The following is a 24,852-nucleotide window of genomic DNA, read 5'->3' on the forward strand; positions in this document are numbered from 1 at the left end:
AGGTATCATTTACTTTTTTAAGAAACCGGATGCATTCCTTTAAAAGTTGTCTGCTCATCTTTCTGCTCTTACTCTGTACCGTTACCCTGGTACAGGCGCAAACTTGCAGTGTGAACATAACGCCCCCCGGTCCGGCACCCGTCTGCCAGGGCACCACTGTTCTTTTAACCGCCAATGCTGCCTCTAATCCGCCGGGCGCAACTTTTACCTACCAATGGATAAAAGATGGGGTGGATATTTCCAATGCTACCCAGTCAACATTTAGCGCTACGGTATCTGGCAATTATCAGGTAAAAGTGACCAACAATTCGAGCCCGCCGTGCTCCATTACCTCTGTACCGGTAACAGTTACCGTAAATCCCATCCCTCCTACACCTGACTTTATTCTTAACCCTTCCACTACCCAGTGTTCTGGTTCTGCTATTACGTTTACCATCACTAACCCTACCCCCACAAACTCTTATGTCTGGGACTTTGGCGACGGTACCACTACCGTTGGTTCTACCGTACGCCATACCTATTCCGCCATTGGGGCCGGGACAGCTAATTTTCCGGTAACAGTTTATGCCATCAGCCAGGCCGGCTGCCGGTCTGAAAATGCCACCCGCAATATCCCCATCAACCGGAAACCAGCTTTTACAGCGCCCAAAGACAGCAGTAACTTTCAGGTTTGCGTAGAGGAAAAGGACACCATTAAGGTAAAAGCCTCGCTTCTCAATAATACCCCCGTTCCTAATGACATTACCCAATATATTGTAGACTTCGGGGATGGCGCAGGGCCAAAGGTATTCTTGCCTAGCCAATTCACCAGCACTACCCCCATTAGGAACACAACCCCTTATGACACCACTGGAGCCTTTAAGATTACCATCCGGGCTATTGGTGCCAATGGGTGTGACTCTGTGTATACCAAAGATTTCAAGATTGACCGTAAACCCAAGGCTGATTTTGATGCCCGGTCCGGCAAGAAGCGGCTTAACCCCAATGAATGTACTCCGGTAATCATAGCTATTCAGGATACCTCAACCGGGGGTAACCTTACCTACCGGTACAAAGTGACCAACAACCAGGGGCAACCGCCAAGTGGGGTAACTTATCTCCAGGGCACTGATTCTACCTCCAGAGAACCCGTTCTTCGGTTTGACATTGAAGGCCGTTACAATATCAGGCTGATTGTGTCAAACTCGTGTGGCCAGGATACCGCCAACCAAAGCGTGTTGATTGCCCGCCCAGAAGTCATGCTCAATGCAGATTCTACCGTTTGTGGGCCTGCCACTATTCTGTTTGATGCGCAGAAGGTCAACTATGATAATAACCTGGGCTTGGTGGAGAAAAGCTTTACCTGGACGGTTAGCCCAAGTACCGGGGTAACTTATGTGAACGGAACCAGTGCGGCTTCTAAATTCCCAGAGATCAGGTTCGGCTCACCCGGCACTTTCAAGGTAAGTGTGATCACGGAAAATGAATGCGGGAACTCAAGGGATTTTGAAATGTTCCCGGCGGAGGCCACCATCACCATTAACCCCCTGCCTACGGCTGTTCAGTTCACGTCTAACAGCGTCACCATCTGTAACGGGGACAGTACCACCATCAGGCCGAGTGGGCCGGGTAGCAGCTTTGAGTTTTACACCCAGGAAACGGGCGGCACCAGTGTTTTCTCAGGTAAAGAATACCCTACCTCTGGCCTGTCTACCACTACGGTGTTCTACGTCACCGCCAAGAACACCCAAGGCTGCGAGAGCCCTACCCGTACGCCTTTCACGGTGAACGTGGTGCCGGCCATTGGCAACAACACCATTTCCTTAACCAAAGCGCAGGAAGAAATTTGCGCCGGGAAACCATTCCCCGGGTCAATCACGGGAACCGCTCCTACAGGCGGCGGGGGCACAGCCTTTACATACACCTGGCAGAGCAGTACCACTGGCCCTTCCACCGGATTTGGTCCGGCGGCAGGAACTAGAACCCCACCTAATTTCACACCCAATGCCTTAACTACCAATACCTGGTTCAGAAGGATTGTGGCCACCGGTTCCTGCTCGCCAGACACCAGTAACGTGGTTTTAGTGAGCGTAGTGCAACCACCCGCCAACAACACCATTTCTATAGCAGGGAAAGACAAAGCCACCATTTGCCAGGGAAATAATGCACCTCAGATCACTGGTTCGCCCAGCGGTAATTTCACGGTGATCTGGCAAGGTAGTACTACCAGCGCCACCACCGGGTTCAGTGACATTGCCGCCTCACGGGGTATGACAGATTATTCACCTGGTGCCCTAAACGCTACCACCTGGTTCCGTCGCGTCCTAAGCACAACTGCCGGGGGCTGTTCAGATACTTCCGCAGTGGCGCAGGTGGTGGTGGTTCCGCCTATTGGCCCTAATACCATCCAAAGCGACCAAACCCTTTGCTCTACCACTACGGCCCCTGCCCCTTTGGTTGGCTCTACCGTTACCGGTGGCGGAACCGCTGCTAACCGGACCATTATTTGGGAAAGCAGCCTGACCGGCAACGCCAATGACTTTACACCTATCACCGGCGCCAACACCCAAAACTACACGCCGCCTACTCTAACCCAGACCACCTATTTCAGGCGAACAATTAGGTTAGTGGAAGGTGATTGCGCCCCTAGTATCAGTAATGTGGTGGTGATAACCGTGGTGCCCCCTATTACTAATAATAGCATTTCGGCTACCGAAACCAAGGTATGCCAGGGCGCTATGGTAGCGCTTACGGGCACAGCCGCCGCCGGCGGAAACGGGGAACTGGATTACCTCTGGGAAAGCAGCACTACTAGTGCCACCGCTGGCTTTACGCCCGCACCCAGCACGGCTACCAACCCCAATAACAGCCAGAACTACACCTCGCCCTTCATTACGCAGAATACCTGGTATAGAAGAACGGTGCTGTCTAGAGGCACTGCCTGCCCGCCAGACGTATCAAATGTTATTGCTGTTACCGTAGATGCTTCGCCAGCCACGCCTACGGCAGAGGCCGCCAATGTGCAAACCTGCCCCGGGGCACCTGCTACCTTAAAGGTGAGTAATCCGGTGGCCGGCGTCACGTATGAGTGGTTTACCCAGCAGACCGGCGGTACGCCTGTTTTCTCAGGGCCGGAAGTGAAAACGGGTCCGTTGGCTGGAGACGCTACTTTCTATGTGCAGGCCGTGAGCAGTAACCAATGCCGAAGCACCAACCGCGCCTCTGTAAAAGTAACCGTGGTACCAGTGGTAGCAAAAGCAGGAAATGACACAACCATCATTCAGGGACAAGCCGTGCCATTGCGGGCCACCGGCGGTACCACTTATCTCTGGACCCCGGCTACCGGACTGAGCAACCCTAACATTGCCAACCCAATTGCTACGCCTGCAGTTACCACCACCTACACTGTCACCGTTTCCAACTCACCAGACTGTGAGGACACAGATGAGATCACTATCACCGTGCTGCCCCGCATTAAAATAGTGAACACCTTCAGCCCTAATCGTGACGGAATCAATGAGGTCTGGGAAATTGAGAACATTGAAAACTTCCCAGATGCCACGGTAGAGATCTTCAACCGCTACGGGGCCCAGGTGTACAAATCAACGGGCAATTACGTGCCCTGGGATGGTACCCACAACGGCAGTCCGCTGCCGCTGGCTACCTACTACTACATTATCCGCTTGAACAAAGATGACAAACCTTTCACGGGCAGCGTCACCATTATCAGATAATCCCATGACGAAGAAGATAGGTGCTTTTTTGCTTTCGCTGCTCCTGACTGCTCCCGCCTGGGCACAACAGCGGCCCCAGTATAGCCAGTACATGATCAACAGCTATTTGCTGAACCCGGCCATTACCGGCATGGAAGACTACACCGATGTGAAAATTGGGACCCGCCAACAGTGGGTGGGCCTGGAAGGAGCGCCCAAAACTTACTACGTGAGTGCCCACACGCCCCTGAATAAAGATGTGAAAAGCGTACGGGTACAAGGCAAAGGTTTAAGCCGCACGCGCACCGTCAACCAGAACCGCTTTGTGCAGGCGTACCCGCACCATGGCGTGGGCATACAAATCATCAAAGACAAGACCGGCCCCCTGAGCCGCACTAGCGCGAACCTTACGTACGCCTACCACTTGCCCATCACCAGAACCGTGACGGTGGCCATGGGCGCCAGCGCAGGGCTTTTGCGGAACAGCTTTAATCCCAGCGAGGCCACCTTTACCAACCCCAATGACCCCGCCATCACCAGCGACTACATTAACCGGAATTACCTTGATTTCGGGCTGGGCACCTGGATCTACTCCAACCAGTTCTTTGTGGGTCTGGCCGGGGCGCAGCTTATCAAAAGCGACCGCGACCTGAACTCAGGGGAAGAAAAAATCACCAGTGCGGTGTTACAGCGGCATTACGTAGGAACGGTGGGCTATAAAGTAGCCGTCAGAAATGACCTGACTTTGATTCCCTCGGTCTTGGTGAAGCTCACAGACCCCAGCCCTATTACCCTGGACTTCAACCTGCGCGCCGTCTACGCCGACCGTGTCTGGGTTGGGGGCTCTTACCGCAACAAAGACGCTTTTGCTATTATGACCGGCGTGAACATTAGCCACATCATGGATGCTAGCTACTCTTATGACTACAACACTTCGCCCTTAAACATAGCCAATACCGGCTCGCATGAAATTGTGTTGGGCCTTAAACTCTTCAACAAAGGCAAAGTCATCTGCCCCCGTTGGATGCACTAAAAGCTTATCGTTTTTAAAACAGAAAAGCCCGACTGCATAGGACGGGCTTTTCTGTTTTAAAGGTGTTTTCTGAAAAACAGGCTTAAAACGCACTGGCACTTTTTATCTGTATTCTTCCATTGGAGGAGTGATGAGGCAACATATCAAATGGAGGGCAATCCCTTGTGGTTGCCCTTCACGTTTGCGATGCGTTAGGGCAACCACAAGGGATTGCCCCTACTTCCAGATAATTCTCCGGCAAAAATCATCCTTTCCACCATCGGCATTTGAACCGTCAATAGCCACAAAGGTAATCTCCCCACAGCCTTTTACTTAGCAAAGATTCAATTAGTAACTTGGGTCTGTTTTTACAAAAACTGCCATAAAACAGAAAGCCCCGCTTCCGTGAGAAAGCGGGGCTTTTAACAGTAAACCGGAGTGCCTACTTCTGCATAGAAGTAATGGTCTTAATGGTGCCGTCTGGTTGGTGAGTCAGCTCCGTGACTTTGATGTTACGCAGGTGGGTTTTGTTGGAGAGCTGGGTGTCATGGTAGAACAGGTACCATTTGCCTTTGAACTCCACAATGGAATGGTGGTTGGTCCAGCCTTGCACGGGGTTCAGGAGCACGCCTTTATAAGTGAACGGCCCAGCCGGTGAATCGCCTATGGCGTAGGCAATGTTGTGGGTGTCTCCCGTGGAATAAGAGAAGTAGTATTTGCCATTGTATTTGTGCAGCCAGGCGGCTTCAAAGAAACGCTTGTCATGGTTGTTGGCCTGGAAGGGCTTGCCGTTTTCATCCAGGATCTGCACATCCTTCACAGGGCCTTCAAAGCCTAGCATGTCTGCGCGCATTTTCGCCATTTTGGGGGCCAGGGCATTTCCGGTAGCAGGCTCGGGTGTGGCGGTGGAGTCATATTTGCCTTTGGCCCAGCGCTGCAGCTGTCCGCCCCAGATGCCGCCAAAATACATGTAGGAAGTCCCGTCAGTATCCGTGAACACGGCCGGGTCAATGCTATAGCTGCTGGCAATAGGCTTGGCTTCGGCTTTAAAAGGGCCGGTGGGTGAGGTAGAAGTAGCCACCCCAATTCTAAAAATATCTTGCTTGTCTTTGACAGGGAAGTAGAGGTAATACTTGCCGTTTTTAAAGGCCGCGTCTGGGGCCCATAACTGCCGCCCGGCCCACGGAATATTTTTGATATCCAGCGCCACCCCGTGGTCGGTTACTTTGCCGCCAATGCTGTCCAGGGAGAAAACATGGTAATCGCGCATGTCAAAATGGTCACCGTTGTCATTCTCAGGGGTACCGGCCTCAATGTCGTGCGAAGGGTAAATGTAGATTCGGTTGTTGAACACGTGCGCCGAGGGGTCTGCCGTATAAATGTCTTTTACCAACGGCTGGGAAAGGTATTTAATACCGGAGGTGTCTGCCGTGGCGGTAGAAGTGTCTGCCGTGGCCGAGGTGGTATCAGCGGAGTTTCCCTCGGCGGTGCCTAAGGGTCTTTTCTGTTCGCAGGCGGTGGTGAGCACAGACGCTGAAAGGGCCGCCATCACCAGATAGCGGAAATGTTTTGGATGTACCATTGTTCGTTAGCGTTTAGGTAGTTGGTGTGGTGAAGATAGGCAAAACCCGCCTCAATTCGCAACCGATTGCAGCGTAAATTGTCCGTTATTTTCAGGTACGCAAATACGTTATACTTTCGGGCATACGGTACGTTTTTGCTTCCTTGTCCCAGCTGTTTTAAGCCCGTTTTTCTGAAAACAGGCTAAAACCAAACTTAATTAGGCTAATCCCGGTATTTGGCATCGGCTTTCATAATTGAGACAACCTTGGGGGAAAATATTTCCGTTAAAGACAAAAACAAACAAGACTCTGTTCTTATACCATTGCCCACTATGACAAATCCACATCCAAATCTCAGTGCCACTGAAAGCATTGAGGAATCTGAGATCGCCAATAATCGACAGGGCTCCACGGAGGTAAGCAGCACCCTGGAACCTAACGCAGACCGAAGTTCCCAGAACCCTCTCCCCCGCACCGTCCTTCGGCCCAACACCTATTCCCTGCTGGATGGCGAATGGAAATTCCAGCTGGACCAGGAAGACCGGGGCCTGCTGGAAGGCTGGTACCTGGGCCATAAATACCCGCACACCGCCCACTGGCCGGGCTCTGTGGAAGAGCACATGGCCAAAACCCGTGGCGAGGTACAGGCTGCTCCCTGGCAGGACAAGATCATTGCCTGGTACGAGCGGGAATTCACCCGGCCCGAGAAAATTGAGAGCAACGGTAAAACCATGTACCAGCTCACGTTTGGGGCCTGCGGCTATGAAACCCGCGTCTGGTTAAATGGACGACTCCTCACTGATATTGAAGGTGGCGATGTGCACTACGGTGAATACACCTCCTTCTCCTTTGAGATAAACGAAGAGCACTTGCTGCCCGTGAACTGGCTCACCGTGCGCGTCTCGCACAGCATGGACGCCGAGGTACCCCGTGGCAAGCAGGAATCCCATGTGTATAAGCGAGGCGGTATCTGGTACCAGACGTTTTCTGGCGCGGTACGCAGCGTGTGGCTGGAAACCATTGAACGGAACCGGTTGCGGTCCAGGGTGGGCGTTTTCAGTTTGATTGAGGATTCCCTGGTACGCTTTGGGTTTACCACCAGAATCCATGACCCGGGCCAGTACACCCTTCGGTTACACGTGTATGAACGGGAGAGCGACGGCAAGAAGCCGCTGGCCTCCTCAGATTTCCAGCTTCGGCTGGAGGCCGGGCAGAAGCAGCAGCATGTGGTCATCCAGATCCCCAATGCCCAGATCTGGTGCCCGGAAAACCCGCACCTGTACCGGTTTGAGGCCCAGTTGGTAGATGCCAGCGGTTACGCCGCCGAAATTGGCGGTCACTTCGGGCTCCGGAAAATTGAGGCGCGGGGCCGCCATATCTACCTCAACAACTCAGAAATTTACATAGACGGTATTCTCTACCAGCCCGGCACGGCTACCTATGAGGAAATGCGCCGCCACATGTACGCCATGAAAGAACTGGGCTGTAACCTGGTACGGGTGCACATTGCCGGGATTGACCCGCGTATCTATAACCTGGCAGATGAGATTGGCATGCTGCTGTGGGTGGAAGTGCCCAGTCCGCACACCTCTACCAAACGTAGCCGCGAAAACCACTGGAAAGAACTTCTCAGGATGCTGGCCCTCATTGAGACGAACCCCTCAGTGATTATCTGGAGCCTTTACAATGAGGACTGGGGCGCCCAGGACATAGCCACCAACCCAGAGACCCGCCAGTACATCATGGACACGTTCCATTACATGAAAATCAAATACCCGCAGTTTCTGGTGGTGGACAATGACGGCTGGCAGCACATATCGTATGAGGGTAAGCTCAAGTCTGATATCCTTACCTCTCACCTGTACACTCCAGACCTGCCCCGCTGGATAGAACTGCTGGACCAGTTGACCAGTGGTCAGATGGAAGGCGTAGCCGCGTTTCCGCTGGTTATCGGGGACCAGTATTTCTTTAGGGGCCAGGTGCCTTTGATCGTAAGCGAATGGGGGGGTTTTGGGTTCTCAGACTACGGCGGACCCAATGACCTGGAAGAGCGTACCGAACGTATCAGGCAGTTCAAGCAGGAGCTCAGGAAACGGCCCATTGCCGGCGATGTGTATACCCAGGCCACTAACATTGAAGATGAACGCAACGGTCTCCTAGACCCGCATACCGGTGTTCTTTCAGTGCCTGCTGGCCTGCTGAATTCTGGCCAGGATGACAACTCCTGTGATAGCAATTGAGTTTGATTAATTAAAGAAACAGAGGGCCTTTCTCTTAAGAGAAGGGCCCTTCCTGTTTTTTGAAAAACGGCCCTGAAACAGAAAGGCTATCTTTGACCTGTAGCTATTTGAAACAATCTACCAGCGGTGGAGTTAACCACATACATACTACCTCTAACCAAACGCGCATGAAGAAAATCTTAGCCTTACTCTGCTGCCTGGTAACGCTTACGGCCCAAGCCCAAAAATTAGCCACCGCAGATCGCCTAAAGGTAACCGGCGGCAACCTGATGATCCAGCCCGTCATGCACGCCGCCCTGGTGCTGCAGTGGAACGCTAAAACCATTTGGGTGGACCCATCTGGTGGGGCAAGTCTTTACGCCGGCCTCAGCAGCCCGCACCTCATTCTGCTCACCGATATCCACGGAGACCATCTGGACCTGAAAACCTTGGAGGCCCTGCCTATCCACAATGCCAAAATCATAGCGCCCCAGGCCGTGATTGACAAGCTCCCGGCCAAAATGAAAGCGCAAGCTATGGAGTTGAATAACGGAGACAAAACCAAGCTGATGGATATGGAAATTAAGGCGCTGCCCATGTATAACCTCCCGGAAACCGCCGATTCAAGACACCCCAAGGGCCGGGGAAATGGCTATGTGTTGTCTTTGGGCTCCAAGAAAATCTATATTTCCGGTGACACGGAGGATATTGCCGAAATGCGGGACCTGGATGATATTGACGTGGCCTTTGTCTGCATGAACCTGCCCTATACTATGGACGTTAACCAAGCCGCCGATGCGGTGTTAGATTTCAAACCTAAAATTGTTTACCCGTACCATTACCGAGGCCAGAATGGGTTGAGTGATGTCAATGAATTTAAAGCCAAGGTAGAAGCCAAGAACCCTAAAATTGAGGTTAGGCTTAGGAACTGGTACCCTGCTCAGTAAGATAAGCCAGACATAAAAAAAGCCTTGCCGCATGTTACGCGGCAAGGCTTTTTTTATGTCTTTATACGAAAGGGGATCGTTTAGATTCGGCTGCCGGGTTCATCGCCGGGCTCTGTCTCCTTGGCACCCAGGGGTTGCTCTGAAGAACGTATTCCGTTGCCGCCTTCGCCAGAAACGCCCTGATGGCTGCCTTCACTGGCAAAGCCCGGTCCCTGGTTGCTGGACTCATTGCTGTCTGGGTGGTTGTCGCCGTAGCCCGTTACCTCATTGCCCTGAATGTGCAGGTTCTCCAAGCGGTCCTTCTGGTCATTGCGCTCGGTTTCCCCGCCCAGACCTATGTTGCGCTTAGCAGATGGGTCTGGTTTGTTACCGGGGGCATTGCGTTGATGGTAATCATCGTTCACACTGTTGGGTTTCCCCGGTCTATCGTTTTTTTTGTCTGTAGTAGCCATGTCAAAAGTGTTTAGTTTTGGTATAGGTACGCAGAGCAAGACTAACGGGTTAAGAACGGCGGGCTATAGTCCTGGGGATTGTTAACAACACCTTAAATAAAAAAGGCCCTGGCTAAGTGCCGGGCCTTCTTTATTAATTGGTTCGCTTAGTGCTTTTTGCCTTTTCCCTTGCCTTTACCTTTTCCCTTGGCTTTGGAATTGCTTTCAGAGGTACGGTAAACTACGTTTCCGGCTTTTTTCTGCTGTCCAGGCGCGTAAGCCTTCGCAGACTGATCACCGTAGACTTTCTTGGCCTGGCCCGGAGGCATGCCCTGGGTAGAAGTTCTACTGCCCGGGAATAAGATGCCTGGGATATCTGAGGTCCGTTGGCTTCTGGTGCCCGTGCCTGATGGATAGCGGGAACTGCTGGTATTTTTGGAGCTGGAGCAACTGGCCGCCGTGATTAACACAAACGCCAGGGCCAAAAGGTGTACTAATTGCTTTTTCATGGGTTCAGCCTTAGGGGATTTAACATCTCAATTTCTCTGGCAGCAAGTTTGGAGCCAGAAAAGGAACTTTTTACAATTCTTTGCAGAAAACCAGGCTACTTCTTGCTTTAGTTACAAGATAGTCTAGCATAATAATAGATAAACTTACCTAACAAAAGCCGCTGCTAGTATTTTCCTGCTCAATGAGTGATGCAAGTTACGGCATAATTCTTTCTGGTCTTTCTACGGGCATCAAGGAAATTTTAAATTCACGGTTAACTTTCGATGTTGTCCCTTTTAGGCTTAAATCAGAAAAACGGCCTGTAAAGAGAGATTAGTCTACAATTGTGGATTTCAGTATCTTAGCTGAACCATGCTAACTATCAAACAAATCACTTTATGCAGATGAACATAATCTCCAGGCGCTCCAGGGCGGCTGTTTTGTTTCTGGCGCTGGGCCTGGGTACGCCGGCCGCCATGGCCCAGACAGGCAAAGACCTGAATGTGCCCTACCAGCGTCCCGCCGAATCTATTGCCAAGCTGATTGAAGCGCCTGCCACCCCATCGGTAAGTTTTGATGCCAAAGGCGAATGGATGCTTTTGATGGAGCGCCCTGGGTACCCTTCTATTGAGGAGGTTGCGGCCCCCGAGGCCCGAATTGGCGGCCTAAGAATCAATCCGGCTGTGAATGGCTCCAGCCGAGGTTCGTCTTTTACCAACCTTACCCTTAAAAAGCTAGACGGCGGACAGGAATTGAAAATCCAGGGCTTGCCGCAGAACGCCAAAATCACAGACGTTACCTGGTCCCCGGATGAGAAGCAGGTGGCGTTCCTGAATACCGTAGAAAACGGCATTGAACTCTGGGTCTTGAACGTGCAGGACCGTGCCGCCCGCAAATTAACTACCGCCACCGTCAATGACGCGTACGGCAACGCCTTCACCTGGGCCCCGGACAGTAAATCTCTGCTGGTGAAACTGGTGAACGCTACCCGCGGCTTGGCCCCTAAAACCAACACCACCCCGGTAGGGCCTGTTATCCAGGAAAACCTAGGCCGCACGGCCCCTTCCCGAACCTACCAGGATCTGCTGCGCAACCGGCAGGATGAGGCGCTCTTTGATTACATTCTTACGGGCCAGCTGGTACAGGTTTCTCTAGACGGCGCTACCCAAACCAACGTAGGCGGGTCCGGCATTTACCGCTCCTTTGGGTATTCGCCAGATGGCCAGTACCTATTGGTGTCGGCTACGCACCGGCCTTACTCCTACCTGGTACCCGCTAACCTGTTCCCCTACACCGTGCAGGTCTGGGACCGCCAGGGGAAACTGGTGAAACAGATCGCAGACATTCCGCTGGGCGAGAACATCCCCACCGGCTTTAACGCCGTGGCCACCGGCCCCAGAAACGTGGCCTGGCGCCCCGAACAAGCAGCCACGCTGTATTGGGTAGAGGCCCAGGACGGTGGCGATGACAAAAAAGAGGTGCCCATTAGAGACATGGTGTACACCCAAGCCGCGCCTTTCACCGCCAAACCAATTGCCCTGGTAGGCACCAAACTGCGCTACAGTGGCATCACCTGGGGGGCCAATGACCTGGCCCTGGTAGCAGAGCGGTGGTGGAAAACGCGCCAGGAACGGCGGTTGCTGGTAAAGCCCAGCCAGCCCGGAGCCGCTCCCGTGGTATTGGTAGAGCGTTCTTATGAAGACCTGTACACAGACCCCGGTACGCCGGTTATGACCAAAAACCAATACGGACGCCAGGTGCTCATGACCGATAAAACGGGTCAGAATCTGTACATGATCAGTCCGGGAGGATCGCCGCAGGGCAACCGTCCTTACCTAAGCAAATTCAACCTGGGCACCAAAAAAACAGACATTCTATGGCGTTCAGAGGCTCCTTACTATGAGCGGCCCATTGACGTGCTGGACCCGCAGAAAGGCATTTTCATCACGCTACGCGAATCTGAGAACGATCCGCCCAATTACTTCAAGCGCACCGTGGGCTCCAAAAAGCTGACGGCCGTCACCAAGTTCCCGCACCCAGCCCCCGATCTGATTGGGGTGGACAAGCAACTGCTTACCTACAAGCGCAATGACGGCGTTACGCTTACAGCCACATTATACACGCCCAAAGGCTATAAAAAAGAGCAAGGACGCCTGCCTATGTTGATGTGGGCGTATCCGCGCGAGTTTAAAGATGCCGCCACGGCCGGTCAGGTGAAAACCTCACCGTATGAATTTACGCGCATCAACTACGGTTCTCCCCTTTTCTGGGTAACCCGCGGGTATGCTGTGCTGGACCGCACCGATATTCCGATTGTAGGCGAAGGCGCCGCGGAACCCAATGATACCTACGTGGAGCAACTGGTAGCCAGCGCCAAAGCCGCTATTGACGAGGTAGCCAAAATGGGCATCGCTGACCCCAATCGCGTGGCCGTGGGAGGTCACTCTTACGGGGCCTTCATGACTGCCAACCTGCTGGCTCACTCTAACTTGTTTGCCGCTGGTATTGCCCGTAGCGGGGCCTATAACCGCACGCTAACGCCATTCGGGTTTCAGGCTGAGGAGCGCACCTTCTGGGAAGCACCAGAAGTATACGCCAAAATGTCGCCGTTCAATTACGCCAATAAGATCAAGACGCCTATTCTGTTGATTCACGGCGAGGCAGATAACAACTCGGGCACCTTCCCTATCCAGAGTGAGCGTTTCTACAATGCCCTCAAAGGCCACGGCGCCACCACCCGGTATGTGGTGCTACCTGCTGAAAGCCATGGTTATGGTGCCAAAGAGTCTGTCATGCACATGCTCTGGGAAATGGACCAGTGGCTGGAAAAATACGTAAAAAACAAACCCCAACCGCAAACCATGCGCTAAGAGTTTGCCAAGCACAAAAAAGAGAGGGCTCCCCAAAAGGAGCCCTCTCTTTTTTGTGCTTGGCCTGCCTGCTTGCTAGACAAGGGAAGTGAAATTGAAGATTTCTGTTTTAAGCCTGTTTTTGGAAAAACGGGCCTGAAACAGATTTATGCGTTATAATCTATTACAAAATCTGAAGCACCACATCTCCCTCCACGGGATAACCCACGCAGGTAAGGGTCAATCCTTTAGCGACTTCCTTATCTGTGAGCACTTCATTATAAGACATCCAAACGGATCCTTCCAGGCATTGGGCGGCGCAACTACCGCATTTCCCGGTTTCACAGCTGTAGGGTAAATAGACCTTAGCTTTCCGGGCTGCCTTTAAAATGGTGTCTGGGAATTGCACCTCCAAGGGAAAGGTTTTTCCCTGATATAGCAGCGTGACCAGGTGCGGTTTGGTATCTGGCGGCTCTACCTTCACCGCCACCTTTACGCTGTTAAAGTTCTCCTGCTTTATGTTTTCCCGGGGTACGTTAAGCTCCCTGAGGCCATACACGCACAGGCGGCGGTAACTTTCGGGGCCGCAAACATAACATAATACTTCAGATAGGGGCACTAACGCATACTCTAGGACCAATTGTTCCAGCAGTGATTTATGTAGCCTGGCCTGGTCCAGGCGCGGGTTGGTACTGAAGAGGTAATGCAGCACCAGTCGGTCTGGGAATTGTTCTGCCAGCGCATCCAGTTCCTGCTTAAAGATGGTGTCTTGCGGGCTATGGTTGCTGTACACCAATACCACCGCTACCGACGGGTGCCCGAAAAGAATGGTTTTAAGCAGAGAGAAAATGGGTGTAATGCCACTGCCGGCGGCCCAGAAAAACACCTGTCCCACGCGCTGTTCCATTTCCGGGGGAAGGGTAAAAAAACCGCCGGCACCAATGGTGAGTACCTGGTCGCCTACCTGGGCCTGGTCAATTAAATGCCGGGACAAGACCCCATTGGCAATACGTTTCACCCCTATGCTCAAAGGCTCCTGCCCCACCGGCGAAGAAGTAATGGAATATGACCGGCGCACCTCCTGCTCCCCTTTCAAAACCACCAGCGTTAGGTACTGCCCTGGTTTATAGGAGATATTTTCGGCGTCTGGTCCGCCAAAAACAAATGTCTTTACGCCAGGGGCTTCTTCCTTTATCTGCGTGATGGTTAAGGTTTGAAAATGGGTGGTCATGGCAGGCGTTAATCTATTCTATGGTTTCTAAACGCGAGATTTGAGTAAAGGGATTATACTTCCTTTGGTCATGGGCTACACTATTCCTGATTGCGTTTTAAGCCTATTTTCCCAAAAACAGGCTTAAAACGCAAAGACCTGTGACGTTACAAAAACGTCACAGGTCTTACCTTAAATGATGTAGTATCAAAGGTTTATGGAAACATAAAACCCAAGTCTCTTATGCCTCCTTGTCTTTAGCGGGCACAAACTCCATGGAGATGGAGTTCACGCAGTGACGGGTATTTTTGGCTGTGAATCGCTCTCCTTCAAATACGTGGCCCAGGTGGCCGCCGCAGTTGGAGCAGACAATCTCAGTGCGCCGGCCATCGGCATCGGTGAGGCGGGTGATGGCGCCGGCAATTTCATCATCAAAGCTGGGCCAACCGCAGTGCGACTCAAACTTGTCTTCAGAGCGGTATAAGGGGGCATCGCAGCGACGGCAGACATAGGTACCAGACTCTTTGTTGGTATACAGTTTGCCGGTAAAGGGGCGTTCCGTGCCTTTGTGCAAGATCACGTATTCTTCTTCTGGGGTAAGCTGGTTATATTTTTTTTCTTGGTTATCCATGGGTAAGATTCGGTTTATGTAATAGAAGGTACTTCTTTTTAACACCCGCAGGGAGCTGTTTGTTTCAACTAAGGGATAAGAGGCATCAGCCTAAATTTGGTTTAGGGCAATTTTACAGAAAACGGGCTCAAAACGGAAAATCATTCTTTTACCGGTAATCTGGTGGCTTTGCTGTTTTGCCGGTAGGTGAAGAATTCCATGAGGCTTACGCCCAACAGCACCCAAGAACTCCCCAGTAGAAAACCGGCCAGCACATCAGAAAGAAAATGTACCCCCAAGTAGATGCGACTAAAGCCGATGAGTAGAATTAACAAGGCAGCCAGGATCAAGATTACGGTGCGCTGCGCTGTTTTTTGGGAGTGCCGGTACACAAAATAGGCCAGCATGCCATACAGCGCGATAGCGGTAGTAGCGTGCCCGCTGGGGAAAGAAAAATTATGTTCAGGGTAAAAGGCCAGGATCTCCTGGGGGCGGTCACGGCTGATAATTTTTTTACCGTATTGCACAGACAAGCCTACACCCGCCATAATTAGCCAGAATACCAGCGTGGCCGCATAGCGCCGCCGGACCAGAAAAACCAGGGTGGCCAACCCGCCCATGGCAAACACCGCCTCTCGCGTACCCAGTTGGGTCACAGAAAAAAGCAGCTGGCTTAGCCAGCCGCTGCGTAACCCAAACAGAAAATTGGTGAATTGCTTGTCTAACGCGACCACGCCCTCCGACTCTACTACACTTTCGGTTAGTTCAGAAAGCAGGGAGATGTTTACATAGATGACCAGCAATAGCAAGGTAAGCGGCAAGCCTACAAAGGAAGAGGTATCAAAGCGGTTCAGCAGGAAGTCTGAGCTTCTTGGAAAACGGTGGCGTAACCGCTGTACCAAGGGCTGCCGTAACAGCCAGGCTAAAAAGGTTTGGAGCAGGTGCGTGAGAAAGTTCTTCATAGGCAATTAAGGAGAGATACGTAATCTGCTCCTGCGCTTCCTGCTTTGGGGCACTTTTTCTGCTATTTTCTAAAGGCTGGCTATATTTTCATGAAGGAAACTTTCCCTACTCTACCCTTCTACTTTTTCTCCTCTGGGGTTTTGCCTTCGTCGTTGATCCAGTCAATGGCCTTTTGCAGGACCTCGTCTTTTTTGGACAAGATTCCTTTTAAGGTGGGGGTAATGGTCTGGTCTACTTTTAAGCCCTTGCGCTGGGTAACGGTATGGTCTGGGTAGAAAACGGCGTTCCCCGAAAAGGTGACCACGTAGTTTCCCGGCAGGGTAAGCCGCTTAATATCCCCATCGGCGCCCGCCGATTGCCCGCCCATGGTCACGCTGTTGGGGAAAAGGTGCTGCAGGTTCATGGTAAGCCACTCCCCTACACCTTGGGTAGCCGCATTAACTAGAATCACCACCTTGCCTTTGTATTTGTCGCCTTTGGGCGTGACCGTAGACGGAAAATAAACGTCTGCCTGGGGCAGATACTTGTAGGTGCCCAGCGCCTCTTGGTTTATAAGGTAGTAGCGCGCAAAATAATTGGTTTCCTGGCCAAACTTCCGGAAAAGGTCCAGGTACACAAAATCACTGTTATCTGCCTCGGCGCGCATGTCAAAAATGAGCCCTTTGGCTTTGGCCGCTACCGTCAGGAGAGAGTCCATGATAACCACTTCCCGGGCCTCTGTGGCATTTTCAATAAACCGGTTGGTGTCATTGACCTTAAATCGCACAATGCTTCTGGCCGGCCTTTCCAGCCCTTTGGTGGGCTTGGCTACCGTTTGTTTCTTTTTAAAATAGGCGTCAATCAGTTTGGCTTTGGCCGGTTCAGTGGGGTTCATGAGCTGTATCTTGCCCGTGATTTTTTCCTCGCCACGGGTAAGGAGCACCTTCAGGTTGGTGTCTTCAGACCGGAACAGGAAATTGTCTCCGTATTCACCCACGCGGTGCCAGAGGGCCTCCTGGTTAGAGACCGACAAAACGGTACCCAGGGCTTTCACCCATTCGGCTATGGTGATATCATCCAGTTCTTCCAGCACATCGCCTACTTTAATGTTTGATTTTTTGCAGAGCGCAGGGTCAATAAGGGCCGTGACCAGAATCTTGTCTTCCACTACCTGGTAGTCAAAGGGCGGGAAATACAGGTTACGGAAGATTTTTTCTTTATAAAACAGCTGCCGGAAGAAGGAATACGCCTGCGTATCATTCAGTTTGGCGTTGAGGGTGATCAAAAGGCGTTCATAGTCGGCGCGGCTGTCACAGATGGCAAACAGGGGCACGAAATGGGAGATGACCTCATCCCAGTTCTCATCCATGAGGTATTTGTAGGGGAACAGGTACTCTATGCCGGCCTTGAACTTGGCTAGCGCCAGCATGCGCAGCGGGTACGGCAGGTTCTCAGCGGGCGGAAAGTCGTATTTGGGCTCATTGGGCAGCGTACCGCCGAAGGGATTGTTTTTAATGGTGGCGTATTGATGCTTTTCGCCGGTGAACCGTCGCTGGAAAATGCTCTCCAGCTTTTTGCGGTTGTCATTGTTGAGGAACTTGGCTTTGGTGTACCACCGGTCATCCAGGTTCTGGAGCAGAAGCGTGCCTTGGGGCTCATCGCGCGGCTTATCTAGTTTCTTGGTGGCTGGCACCCCCACTTCATTGAGCATGGCCTGGAACACTTTGTTGGTTGCTTTCTGGTTTTTGGCGGCATCTACCTCGGGCAAATAGCGCAGGAAAAGGGAATCGGCGGGAATCTGGCCAGTGGCTAGCGCGGGGTGCTGGTATTTGAGAAAGCCCCAGATATGGTAAAAATAAAGGTGTTTTTGGGCATCAAAGGAATCTTGCCCCTGGGCCTTTCCCGGAAGGAGTGCCCCCAGAATCATAATCAGGAACAAAGCCTTGTACAGGAATCGGGCAGTAGCCCCACTAAGGGATTTTATATGTAAGGGTATAATCATAAATGCGTGTAATTTCCAGCTAATCAGGTAAGCCTCCCTTAGAGCGGAAGATTTATTGCCCTCCGTCCCGTTCCCGTTTTACTTTTGCCATAGCGCATTGTTAGAGCCTAGTCTCTGCCGCCTGATTGCGCCTTAGAAGGATACTACGTTTTAAGCCTGTTTTACGAAAATCGGCCTTAAAACGGAGTGATTTTTTTCTTGCATACGCACCGGAGGAGGATTAATTAACCAAGCCAAGTAAGAAAATAGACAATCACCTATTCGGTGATGGGTACTCCCCAGACGGCCAGGGAATCGGCAAAATGGAGGTCATCCAGCTTGTCAAATTCAAGGGTTCTTTTTCGGTTGTCTTTTAAGTGCAGGGTAATCAGGGGGGCGTCTTTGGTAGGCCTGAACACCCGCTGGGCCCGGCTGATTTGCTGTAGCGGTATTTTGTTCAACCCCGACGATTTCAGATTCACCACATACCCTACCCATGCCCAGAAAAATATGGCCAGCAAACTCAACCCTAAAAAGACAAGGTGTACCTTCTCCCTGGTGGCCATAAAATAGGCATAATGCTGGTAGCCTCTGAAAGCAAAGAACAGAATCCAGCAGAGGGCGGCCACCGCGTACAGCACCTTTTGAAACCGTGCCTTTTCGCCTTCAATAAGAATAGTATCATTTTCTATTCTCACCGTGCCCGTTTTCAGTTGAAAGGTTTTCATAAGTATGATATACGCAAAGTACTTCACCGCCCATACGCAAAAAGGGAGGCAAATGGTTGAACGAAAGGCCAAAGCTACCCCAGGGCTGATCACCTGGCTTTTTATGGTATCACTCCCTTCAGCGGTGGTTAAAGGCCGAAGGCAATGTGGGGTTGTTTTCTCAAAAGTAAGCCAAAACGTTACATTACTTACTTTCTGTTGCAGGTATAACCGCCAAAGGCCTGCCTCTGTTATAAATGCCAGATTCTATGAGCCGGCAGATTCACTGAAACAACCTGGCCGGGCACCCAGGTGTTCTCCTGCACCCTTGCCATTAACACCTGCTTTTGTACTACTACCTCCAGTTCATAGTAACCGCCCAGAAAAGCCACGCTGGAAATTTTTCCCGGCAGCCCTGGGCCACCTTCTGGGTGAAGCACCACGTTCTCTGGCCGTACCAGCAATTTTTTATTTTTAGCAACGGGTAGGCCCAGGGCCTTGGTAAAAGCCTTGGTCTGGGTAAGGGAAAGAAGGTTGTAGCTGCCAAACAAACCTGCCGTATACTCATTCACTGGTTGCCGGTAAATCTGCTGGGGCGTACCTTGTTGCTGCAATTGCCCTTCTTTAAGGACCAGAATCTCATCTGCCCAGGAGAGCGAGTCCAAGGGGTCATGGGAAATAAGCATCAAACTAATATCCAAGGATTCGCTCAAGTTCTGGATCACCGACTTCAACTGCCGTTTATGGGCCATATCCAGGTTGGAGAAGGGTTCATCCAGGAGGAGCAGCCGCGGCGAGGTGAGCAGCAATCGGGCCAGGGCAATGCGCTGGCGTTCGCCTCCAGAAAGTTCATCGGTACGGCGCTTGAGTAAATGGTCAATCTGGCACAGCGAATACAGTTCATCGGCAGATTCCTGCTCCAGGGTGTTAGCGTACTTTAGGGCCTGTTCTACCCGTAAAAAAGCGGGCAACTCAAACTGCTGGGACAAGTAGGCAATGCCCGGGTGACCCGCCACCAGTTTTTCCTCAGGTCCCAGAACCCTGTCGCCTTCAAAGACCACCTTCCCTGCATCGGGCTGCATGAGTCCCGCAATGATCTTAAGCAGCGTGCTTTTCCCAGAGCCGGTCTCACCGGCAATGGCTATTTTCTGCCGCTGGCGCTGGTGAAAGCTAATCTGCTCTAACACCTGCTCACCCCTTACCTGTTTACTTATACCTGCTACCTCTAAAAAAGCCATATATAAAAGAAAGCGTGCACTGCTTCCTGGTCTGAAATCTAAATGATAAAAGCTGGTTAGCCTCTTGTCTTTTCCTTCCTTAAAAAAAATACACCCCTTCCACTGACCGCCATGCAAGCAAACTTAAGGAACGAATACCGTAATCACGCCCAAATCTATTAAAATGTATTTTATACAAGTAAATACTACCAATGTAGAGCCTTCTGGGACTAGTGCCCAATTGTATCCTCGCAGGGTAGATTAATGACTTACTCCCTCTAAATCTTCTTGCCATCCTGAAAGAATTTTAAGCGTGAGCGCCAGTACCATTTAATTAATGATTATGCCGTTCGCTACTCAGATCCTTCCAGGATGACAAAGAGAGGTAAAACCCTTTAGGAAGATAATTGTAATGGGAGGTTTACAGATTTCTATAGCGGTCAAATTCCTCTTGACTCCTGAGTCAGGAAGCTTTTCCCTAAAACTGTTTTAGGCTCGTTTTCCTAAAAATGGCCTTAAAACAGCAAAGCCGCCCCATAACCAGGAGCGGCTTTGCCAATGTATTTATGATAATTAATATCTTAGAACGGAGGGGCGTCATCAAAAGACGAAGCCGGGAAACCGCCGCCGTCATTCATCTTGCTACCTACTCTTATAGAATTAGGAGCACCGCCACCCAGAGCCGGGCCGTCAAAGTCTGACGTAGGGAATCCCGCGGGGCCGTCAAAACCGGTACCACCACCAAAACCGTCCTCCAGGTTCCCGAACTTAGTGAACTTACCAATGAATTTAAGGGCCACGCTGCCTACTTCACCATTCCGGTGTTTGGCAATAATTACCTCGCCCACGCCTTGGGTAGGGTTGCCCATTTCGTCTTCGGTGATACCGTAGTACTCAGGGCGGTACAGGAAGATTACCATATCCGCATCCTGCTCAATAGACCCAGATTCACGTAAGTCAGAGAGCATTGGCTTCTTGTCGCCTCCGCGGGTTTCCACGGCCCGGCTTAGCTGTGACAGGGCAATAACCGGTACGTTCAATTCCTTGGCTAGCTGCTTAAGCGCCCTTGAGATGGAGGCAATCTCCTGCTCGCGGTTACCGCCACCTTTGCTTCCCTCGGCGTTACCGCTCATGAGCTGCAGGTAGTCAATGATAATCATCTGGATGTCATGCTGCGCCTTCAAACGGCGGCACTTGGTTCGGAGCTCTCTAATAGAAAGTCCCGGAGTGTCATCAATGAAGATAGGCGCCTGGCTCAGGCGGGAGATCTTGTGGTTCAGCTGGGCCCACTCATAATCCGCCAGGTTCCCTTTCTTGATCTTCTCCCCTTCCAACTCGGCCTCCGCTGAAATAAGACGATTCACCAACTGAATGGAGGACATCTCCAGAGAGAAGATAGCCACGCCCTTGTTGAAATCCACGGCGGCGTTGCGCATGGCAGACACTACGAAGGCGGTCTTACCCATGGCGGGACGTGCTGCCAGGATCACTAAGTCAGAAGGCTGCCAGCCCGAGGTCACACGGTCCAGGGCGGTAAAACCACTGGGCACCCCGGTTAAGCCTTCTTTTTGGCTTTTCTTCACTTCCAGTTCTTTGATGGCTTTGTGCATCAAAGACTGCATGTCATCAAAGTTCTTTCTAATGTTGCTTTCAGAGACCTCAAACAGCTTGGCCTCCGTAGAGTCCAGCAGGTCAAACACGTCGGTGGTGTCTTCGTAGGCGCGGCCCAGCACCTCAGAAGAGATGCTGATCAGGTCGCGCTTAATGGCGGCTTCCGTGATGATACGGGCGTGAAACTCAATGTTGGCCGCCGAGTTGATGCGGGTAGTAAGCTGCGTCACGTAATAAGCGCCGCCCACAAACTCCAGCTCGCCCTGCTCGCGCAGTTCCTGGGTAACCGTTAAAATATCTATGGGCTCAGATTTGTCAAACAAACCTAGAATAGCCTTGAAAATGCGCTGGTGCGCGTCTTTGTAAAAACTTTGGGGTTTTAGTAGGTCAATGACCGCGGTGAGGGCATCTTTCTCCAACATGAGCGCGCCCAACACCGCCTCCTCCAACTCCAGCGCCTGCGGCGGAAGTTTGCCAAGTCCCGGAGAGACAGTGGGTTTGGGGTTCCAGGCTGCCTTTCCTCTCGTCGCTTTCAATTTCATATCCTCCATGAGAGCAAATGTAAGACTGGAAGGCATTCAGGTAATCCACAAAATGACCTACATATCCACATTTTGCCGGGATATTTGAGGAAATGGGACGTGACCCCGCAGCAGATCAGCTACCGCCGGAGTCAGCCGTTTTAGGCCCGTTTTCCTGAAAACAAGCCTAAAACAGAGAGAATTTTCTAGTTTGTATTTTCCAACTCAGGAATTTTAAGCCAAGGCCTGAAGAAAAAGTAATCCACAAATTTCCTGCTACATATCCACAAATACCTAAAGCCCGAAGCCATACGGCGTATTTTAAAATCATTACATTTGCTCTCTTTGAAATTGACTACATGAGTACAGCGGCATATAACCACATTCACCTTATTGCCATTGGCGGCAGTATCATGCACAACCTGGCGTTGGCATTGCACCGGAAAGGCCTGAAAGTAACGGGCTCAGATGATGAGATCTTTGAACCAGCCAAAGGCCGCCTGGCTGCCGACGGAATCCTGCCCGAGCAGGAAGGCTGGTTCCCCGAGAAACTGAATCCCCTCCCCGATGCCGTGATTGTGGGCATGCACGCCCGCCCCGATAACCCGGAATTATTGTACGCCCAGGAACACGGGGTTCCCATTTTCTCTTTCCCGGAGTTCATCTACGAGCAGTCCAAAAACAAGCAGCGCATTGTGATTGCCGGTAGCCACGGCAAAACGTCTATCACCTCTATCATCCTGCACGTTTTAAAATACCACAACCGCCTGTTTGACTACGCGGTAGGCGCCCAGCTGGAAGGCTTTGACCTGATGGTGAAACTCACCGAAGAAGCTCCTATCATCATCATTGAAGGTGATGAGTACCTCTCCTCGCCTATCCAGCGCGTGCCCAAGTTCCATAAGTACCACCACCACATTGGCGTGATGAGCGGCATCAGCTGGGACCACATCAACGTCTTCCCTACAGAGGAGAACTACCGCGAGCAGTTCCGCATCTTCGCGGAGATGACACCCAAGGCCGGAACCCTCATCTACAACCAGGATGACGAGCAGGTGCTGGAGGTGTGCGTGCCCAATAACTCAGACGTGAACTATATTGGCTACACCATTCACGAGCACAAGATCAAAAAGAGCGGCAAGACCATCCTCAAGACCAAGAAGGATGACGTGGAGATCCAGCTCTTTGGCGAGCACAACCTGCGCAACATCTCGGCGGCCAAAGAGGTCTGCAAGCAGATAGGCATCAAGGGACAGGCGTTCTATGAGGCGCTGGCTACGTTCAAAGGCGCGGCCCGCCGTCTGGAGAAAATTGGCGAGAACGAACACACGCTGGTATATAAGGATTTCGCGCACGCGCCGTCTAAACTGAAAGCCACCTCTGAAGCCCTCAAGAAACAGTACCCAGACCGCCAACTGGTGGCTTGCTTGGAACTGCACACCTTCAGTAGCCTTAACCGTGATTTTCTACCACAGTACCGCCATACGTTCCTGGCCCCTGATGTAAAGATTGTCTACTTCAGCCCTAAGACCCTGGAGCACAAGCGCATGCCCGCCCTGGACCCCCAGGATTTGAAGGCGGCCTTTGGCGATGAGGAGATACAGGTGTTCACAGACAACCAGGCCCTGCAGGACTACCTGCTCAACACCAACTGGAAAGACAAAAACCTGCTGATGATGACTTCCGGCACCTTCGGGAACCTGGACCTGCAACAGCTAGCCCATACCATTACCGCTTCTTAATCAGGTTCTCTCCATTGTCAGGCTCTTAACTCCGTTGCCTATGAAATTACATCTACGCAAGCCCATTGTCTTCTTTGACCTGGAAACCACCGGCGTGGACATTTGCCGCGACCGCATTGTGGAAATAAGCATGCTCAAGGTGATGCCCAACGGCGAGGAAATCATCAAGACCCGCAAGGTAAACCCCACCATCCCTATTCCCATTGAGTCTAGCATGATTCATAAGATCTATGACGATGACGTGGCCGACTGCCCTACCTTTGCGCAGCTGGCCCGCTCCCTGGATGATTTCCTGAAGGGCTGCGACCTGGGCGGTTTCAACCTCATCAAGTTTGACATTCCCCTGCTGGCCGAGGAGTTTTTGCGCGTAGACATTGACTTTGACATTGAAAACCGCTCCATTGTGGATGTGTGCCGCATCTTCCACCAGATGGAGCAGCGCACGCTCTCAGCGGCCTATAAGTTCTACTGCGACAAGACCCTAGAGAACGCCCACAGCGCGGAGGCCGACACCATTGCCACCTATGAGATCCTAAAAAGCCAGGTGGCCCGTTATGAGGGCGTGCCCCTGCCCGGCGCAGAGGACCAGGCCAAGTTCCCGGTCCAGAACGACATGCAACAGCTGCACCACTTCACCTTCCAGAAGACCGCCGACCTTTGTGGCCGCATCGCCTATAATTCCAGCGGCGTGGAGGTCTTCAATTTCGGGAAGCACAAGAACGTGCCCGTGCTAGATGTCTTCCAAAAAGAGCCTAGCTACTATGACTGGATGATGAAAGGCGACTTCCCGCTCTACACCAAGAAAGTACTGACCCGCATTAAGCTGCGCGGCGCCCTGCAGCAAACGGCTCTGAAGTTCTAGGCTTGGATTGAGTATAAAAGCATTACAAAAGAGGCGCCTACTGATATTCAGCAGGCGCCTCTCTTTTTATGGAATATCGTTTTGGGCCTGTTTTTTCAAAAACAGACTCAAAACAGAAAAAGCCTCCTGATTTCTCAGAAGGCTTTTCATTTCTACCCAGGCCTTAAACCTGTGTCCTCATTTTCCATCCCAAAAGCTACTTCGCTTTGTCAGATTTCAGGAGCAGGGCCATGAGCACTGCGCTGAAC

17 protein-coding genes are annotated in these 24,852 nt (G+C 51.7%); 7 read left to right on the forward strand and 10 right to left on the reverse strand.

Annotation, left to right across the window (positions count from 1 at the left end; translation table 11 throughout):
• The first annotated feature begins 110 nt into the window (after positions 1 to 110).
• The gene (locus ACYVJQ_RS11205; protein ID WP_460893162.1) at positions 111 to 3,713 is read left to right on the forward strand and encodes an Ig-like domain-containing protein; all 3,603 of its coding nucleotides are present in this window, start codon (positions 111 to 113) and stop codon (positions 3,711 to 3,713) included.
• Positions 3,714 to 3,717: 4 nt separating this feature from the next.
• On the forward strand, positions 3,718 to 4,725 hold the full coding sequence (locus tag ACYVJQ_RS11210) for a PorP/SprF family type IX secretion system membrane protein (RefSeq protein WP_460893163.1): 1,008 nt from the start codon (positions 3,718 to 3,720) through the stop codon (positions 4,723 to 4,725).
• Between the two features lie 421 nt (positions 4,726 to 5,146).
• On the opposite strand, the gene ACYVJQ_RS11215 is transcribed toward ACYVJQ_RS11210, so the two are convergent.
• Complete coding sequence (locus tag ACYVJQ_RS11215) at positions 5,147 to 6,286, reverse strand: glycoside hydrolase family 43 protein (protein ID WP_460893164.1); 1,140 nt, start codon at positions 6,284 to 6,286, stop codon at positions 5,147 to 5,149.
• A 312-nt stretch (positions 6,287 to 6,598) separates the two neighbouring features.
• Between ACYVJQ_RS11215 and ACYVJQ_RS11220 the strand changes: the two genes are divergently transcribed.
• Together ACYVJQ_RS11220 and ACYVJQ_RS11225 are read left to right on the forward strand one after the other, a co-directional pair.
• Positions 6,599 to 8,506, forward strand: coding sequence for a sugar-binding domain-containing protein (locus ACYVJQ_RS11220; RefSeq protein ID WP_460893165.1), 1,908 nt, complete (start codon positions 6,599 to 6,601; stop codon positions 8,504 to 8,506).
• Positions 8,507 to 8,673: 167 nt separating this feature from the next.
• A complete protein-coding gene (locus tag ACYVJQ_RS11225; protein ID WP_460893166.1) occupies positions 8,674 to 9,432 on the forward strand; it encodes an MBL fold metallo-hydrolase in 759 nt (252 codons plus the stop codon).
• 80 nt (positions 9,433 to 9,512) lie between these two features.
• Here the strand turns inward: ACYVJQ_RS11225 and ACYVJQ_RS11230 are convergent, their stop codons facing one another.
• Together ACYVJQ_RS11230 and ACYVJQ_RS11235 are read right to left on the reverse strand one after the other, a co-directional pair.
• Positions 9,513 to 9,884 (reverse strand): hypothetical protein, encoded by a 372-nt coding sequence (locus tag ACYVJQ_RS11230; RefSeq protein ID WP_460893167.1) that lies wholly within the window; start codon positions 9,882 to 9,884, stop codon positions 9,513 to 9,515.
• Positions 9,885 to 10,030: 146 nt separating this feature from the next.
• Positions 10,031 to 10,372, reverse strand: coding sequence for a hypothetical protein (locus ACYVJQ_RS11235; protein ID WP_460893168.1), 342 nt, complete (start codon positions 10,370 to 10,372; stop codon positions 10,031 to 10,033).
• 378 nt (positions 10,373 to 10,750) lie between these two features.
• On the opposite strand from ACYVJQ_RS11235, the gene ACYVJQ_RS11240 reads away from it, so the two are divergent.
• Positions 10,751 to 13,222 (forward strand): prolyl oligopeptidase family serine peptidase, encoded by a 2,472-nt coding sequence (locus tag ACYVJQ_RS11240; RefSeq protein WP_460893169.1) that lies wholly within the window; start codon positions 10,751 to 10,753, stop codon positions 13,220 to 13,222.
• Between the two features lie 163 nt (positions 13,223 to 13,385).
• On the opposite strand, the gene ACYVJQ_RS11245 is transcribed toward ACYVJQ_RS11240, so the two are convergent.
• The 7 genes from ACYVJQ_RS11245 to dnaB form a co-directional block, all read right to left on the reverse strand.
• Positions 13,386 to 14,432, reverse strand: a complete 1,047-nt coding sequence (locus tag ACYVJQ_RS11245; RefSeq protein ID WP_460893170.1) for a 2Fe-2S iron-sulfur cluster-binding protein — start codon at positions 14,430 to 14,432, stop codon at positions 13,386 to 13,388.
• Between the two features lie 220 nt (positions 14,433 to 14,652).
• The gene (locus tag ACYVJQ_RS11250; RefSeq protein ID WP_460893171.1) at positions 14,653 to 15,042 is read right to left on the reverse strand and encodes a methionine-R-sulfoxide reductase; all 390 of its coding nucleotides are present in this window, start codon (positions 15,040 to 15,042) and stop codon (positions 14,653 to 14,655) included.
• Between the two features lie 140 nt (positions 15,043 to 15,182).
• On the reverse strand, positions 15,183 to 15,983 hold the full coding sequence (locus ACYVJQ_RS11255) for a phosphatase PAP2 family protein (protein ID WP_460893172.1): 801 nt from the start codon (positions 15,981 to 15,983) through the stop codon (positions 15,183 to 15,185).
• 119 nt (positions 15,984 to 16,102) lie between these two features.
• Positions 16,103 to 17,965, reverse strand: coding sequence for a S41 family peptidase (locus ACYVJQ_RS11260; RefSeq protein ID WP_460893173.1), 1,863 nt, complete (start codon positions 17,963 to 17,965; stop codon positions 16,103 to 16,105).
• Positions 17,966 to 18,222: 257 nt separating this feature from the next.
• On the reverse strand, positions 18,223 to 18,672 hold the full coding sequence (locus ACYVJQ_RS11265) for a hypothetical protein (RefSeq protein WP_460893174.1): 450 nt from the start codon (positions 18,670 to 18,672) through the stop codon (positions 18,223 to 18,225).
• A 230-nt stretch (positions 18,673 to 18,902) separates the two neighbouring features.
• Positions 18,903 to 19,889, reverse strand: a complete 987-nt coding sequence (locus tag ACYVJQ_RS11270) for an ABC transporter ATP-binding protein (protein WP_460893175.1) — start codon at positions 19,887 to 19,889, stop codon at positions 18,903 to 18,905.
• A 560-nt stretch (positions 19,890 to 20,449) separates the two neighbouring features.
• The gene (gene dnaB / locus ACYVJQ_RS11275; RefSeq protein ID WP_460893595.1) at positions 20,450 to 22,021 is read right to left on the reverse strand and encodes a replicative DNA helicase; all 1,572 of its coding nucleotides are present in this window, start codon (positions 22,019 to 22,021) and stop codon (positions 20,450 to 20,452) included.
• A 338-nt stretch (positions 22,022 to 22,359) separates the two neighbouring features.
• On the opposite strand from dnaB, the gene ACYVJQ_RS11280 reads away from it, so the two are divergent.
• Together ACYVJQ_RS11280 and ACYVJQ_RS11285 are read left to right on the forward strand one after the other, a co-directional pair.
• The gene (locus tag ACYVJQ_RS11280; protein WP_460893176.1) at positions 22,360 to 23,742 is read left to right on the forward strand and encodes a UDP-N-acetylmuramate--L-alanine ligase; all 1,383 of its coding nucleotides are present in this window, start codon (positions 22,360 to 22,362) and stop codon (positions 23,740 to 23,742) included.
• 40 nt (positions 23,743 to 23,782) lie between these two features.
• On the forward strand, positions 23,783 to 24,604 hold the full coding sequence (locus ACYVJQ_RS11285; RefSeq protein ID WP_460893177.1) for an exonuclease domain-containing protein: 822 nt from the start codon (positions 23,783 to 23,785) through the stop codon (positions 24,602 to 24,604).
• Positions 24,605 to 24,852: the final 248 nt, after the last annotated feature.

The sequence above is a fragment of the Rufibacter soli genome, from assembly GCF_054781795.1.